General features: G+C 39.8%; 4 protein-coding genes and 1 pseudogene. 2 read left to right on the forward strand and 3 right to left on the reverse strand.

What is annotated here, in order from left to right; all coding sequences use genetic code 11:
• Positions 1–288: pseudogene (locus V7D75_RS04635) on the reverse strand (hypothetical protein); the annotation flags it as partial.
• A 359-nt stretch (positions 289–647) separates the two neighbouring features.
• A complete protein-coding gene (locus V7D75_RS04640; RefSeq protein ID WP_333613607.1) occupies positions 648–1,061 on the reverse strand; it encodes an organic hydroperoxide resistance protein in 414 nt (137 codons plus the stop codon).
• Between the two features lie 181 nt (positions 1,062–1,242).
• Between V7D75_RS04640 and V7D75_RS04645 the strand changes: the two genes are divergently transcribed.
• A complete protein-coding gene (locus V7D75_RS04645; protein ID WP_333613608.1) occupies positions 1,243–2,100 on the forward strand; it encodes an AraC family transcriptional regulator in 858 nt (285 codons plus the stop codon).
• A gap of 61 nt (positions 2,101–2,161) precedes the next feature.
• Here the strand turns inward: V7D75_RS04645 and V7D75_RS04650 are convergent, their stop codons facing one another.
• Entirely contained in the window at positions 2,162–2,782 is a 621-nt protein-coding gene (locus V7D75_RS04650; protein ID WP_333613609.1) for a class I SAM-dependent methyltransferase, read from the reverse strand.
• A 252-nt stretch (positions 2,783–3,034) separates the two neighbouring features.
• Here V7D75_RS04650 and V7D75_RS04655 point away from each other — a divergent pair.
• Positions 3,035–3,226 (forward strand): hypothetical protein (locus V7D75_RS04655; protein WP_333613610.1); only part of this gene is annotated, 192 nt, incomplete at its 3' end.

The following is a 3,226-nucleotide window of genomic DNA, read 5'->3' on the forward strand; positions in this document are numbered from 1 at the left end:
GACTTTTTTTAGCCGTTCAGCGCCGCCTTCTTTTAACGGTGCAATCACCGTTAACTCTGAAACCTTACCGGATTTAAGCCCTTTTTCACCAGCAGTGGTCGTTGAATGGTCATAACCATCATCACCGCCCTCTTTTATATTGGCCATCAAAAGCTCAGCACGTAATTTAAAATCATCAATAGATTCCGTAATTTTGGTTTTTAAATCTTCAGAATTATCGATAATGCGCGTTTTATTATTCTTAGCATCAGCGTTTTTAGCATTATTGTTTTTAGTGTCATTATTCATAATATTCGCCCTTTTATTATGTTGTTATTATTTGAAAAGCACTTTGTAAAAAAGATACTTTATAAAGATAAGCTGTCATTTCGCTATCAACTTATTGGTTTTTACCATAACAGACATAATGAGAAGCTCGAAGCACAGCAAGTTGTTCACACAAAATTAAACAGAGAGCGAACGTCACTGTTATTTAACTTTGAACAAAATTCCAAATTTGTATTTATTGTTTTGGGTTTAAATAAAAAAATTGCTTGGATACGTTATATATCCAAGCAATTGAAAGTCATGGTACTCTTATACTTGTTTATAGTTATTAGTGTATCTACTAACTCAACCATTAAAGTCATTGTTTAATAAAGTGATATCTAAACCATAGTCACGTGCAAACGCGCATCAACATTACCGCGAGTAGCATTGGAGTACGGGCAGACTTGATGAGCAGCTTCAATAAGCGTTTGCGCTTGCGCTTCATCGATACCAGACACCTCAACGTACAAATCAATATCTAAGTTATAGCTGCCATCGGCTTTCATGCCAATACCAACTTGGGTTGAGGTTTTTGACGCAGTGATCGGCAGTTTCATTTGTTGGGCTGTCAGGTTTAAAGCGCTATCAAAACAAGCGGCGTAACCCATGGCAAAAAGCTGTTCTGGATTGACCCCTTCTTTATCTTGCTCTTGAAATGACACCAAATCAAAACCTAATGACCCATCGTCAAGACCGGTATGACCAGAACGACCGCCGGTTGCTGTGGCGCGAGTTTTATAAAATATTTTCATCATCTATTCCTTATGTTTTATTTACACAAAATTTGATTCAATCAATCATGAGGCTGCAACAGTCTCACTAAGGCTAGTATAAGACTCAGTAAAATAATCTGTTAGAACATAGCTCCAAACCTCTTGCCCAATCCTACAAAACCCTATAGTATCGAGCAATTATATAAAACAAGAAAAGCTAATGAATCAATCAACCATTGAGCAACTCCTATCGATATTACCTAGAAACAAAACCATCGAATCCGCCATTTCAGGTTTGTTTTTTTACTGTGCTGATAAACCAAGTAAAGCCGTCAGTTATATTCAAGAGCCTAGTATCTGCATCGTTTTACAAGGTGCGCGCGAGATTTATTTGGGTGCCGACTGTCAAAGGTTTGATAAGAGTAATCTCATGTTTTGCCCCGTTAATATCCCTTTAGGCATGCACATAAGGCATGCGACGGTAGAGCATCCGGTTATCGTGCTGTCTATGAAATTAAACCTTGTTATGATTAGTGAGGTTTTAGCAAAAATACCGCCGAAACTACCTAATGTTGCAGGTCATTTAGGAATAAAGTGGCAATTGGACAGTACCATCATGGCGGCATTTGAGCGACTGATACACTTGCTTGGTTATCCAAATGATATTGGTTTTCTTGCTCCATTAATTCAGCAAGAAATTTACTATCGCCTGCTTATAGCAGAGCAAGGCAATAAATTGCGCCAACTGGTGGTCAATGGCAGTCATACGCACCGTATTAGCAAAGCTACTGATTGGATAAAGACGCATTTAAACGAGACGATTGTTATAGAAGAATTAGCCAGTCGCTGCGGGATGAGTGTTTCGGGGTTTCATCATCACTTCAAGGATATTACTCAATTAAGCCCGCTTCAATACCAAAAAAGCCTGCGTTTGATGGAAGCAAGACGACTGATTCAAGCAAACGACACTCAAATTGCTCAAATCGCTACGCAGGTCGGTTATGAAAGCCCAAGCCAATTTAGCCGAGAATATAAACGTTTATTTGGTATCAGTCCAAGTGCTGAATTAAATGCCTAGAATTAAGCAGTCAAGATTAAAGGATATAAGTATTATCAAAACTGACAATCGTGTTTATAAATTAGCGCCTAAACTCATGCTCATCTGTTTTTTTAGCAACAAACTGTACAACCGCACTTACCCCTTGATGGCGCTTGCCTTCTGAGACCATGCGCTGCTTTTCGATACCCGTTATTTTTTCTAACTCTGCCAGCTCGGCACGCAAAACTGCTAACGAACCAAAGCGCTCTTTTTGCGTTGCAGGAGGTCCGCCGACAGCGTCCATGCTTAGCTGCTGCTCGGTATAAGCCTCTAAGATAAACACGCCATCTGGCTTGAGCGCCGGTGCAATCTGCCCATGAACGTGCTGGCGTATGGCTGGCGGCATATGCGCCCAGATAGCAACGATACCGTCCCACTGTGCTTGACCAAACTCATAGTCAGCTAAATCGGCAACTTGAGTGATGATATCAACGCCTCTATCTTGCGCCAGCTTTAATGCTTTATTCAAACCTACGTCTGACATATCCATGGCGGTCACTTCGTAACCTTGTTCTGCTAAAAAAACTGCATTCCTGCCTTCGCCTTCAGCCAAACACAAAACTTTGCCACCTACCGGTATTTTTTGAAAATTTTCTTTTAAAAAATCATTGGGCTCGGTACCAAAGATGTACTCTGTTTCGTTATAGCGTTCGTTCCACATGGTTTTTTCCTTTTTATTGCATTGATTTTTAGTCATTGCTTAGGCTATTTATTTTCTATTGATAAAATCTTAGGGTGTAATCTCGCAGCTAGTGTGCTGTTGGTTAAATAAAGAGGATAATAAAAACAGTTGACTTAACCCATATATTTGTAATATAACATATAACGATATATTCAATTATTTGAATATATTAGGTATTGATGTGTTATCCATGGATGGTCACATCACCGTCAGATTTAGGGAGGAAGTCACATGATTCGTTTCAGCTACACTCTCAAATGCTGGGCATTAGGTATCAGCTACTATGTAGGCTTTTACTTTATCGTCCTCTCAAGCAATCCTGACTTCGCCAAATATCTCTATATTCTGGCTGTCAGCACCCTACTTTTCCCGATTGCCAAGCGTGCAGTCGATGTCATCACCGATTTTATCGCACCGCATACC

The organism is Psychrobacter sp. (genome assembly GCF_036731945.1).
GTDB lineage: Bacteria > Pseudomonadota > Gammaproteobacteria > Pseudomonadales > Moraxellaceae > Psychrobacter.

Excerpts from the sequence above, each read along its gene's own strand:
- V7D75_RS04640 (WP_333613607.1), bottom strand. The coding sequence starts at position 1,061 with ATGAAAATATTTTATAAAACTCGCGCCACAGCAACCGGCGGTCGTTCT.
- V7D75_RS04650 (WP_333613609.1), bottom strand. The coding sequence starts at position 2,782 with ATGTGGAACGAACGCTATAACGAAACAGAGTACATCTTTGGTACCGAG.
- V7D75_RS04645 (WP_333613608.1), top strand. The coding sequence starts at position 1,243 with ATGAATCAATCAACCATTGAGCAACTCCTATCGATATTACCTAGAAAC.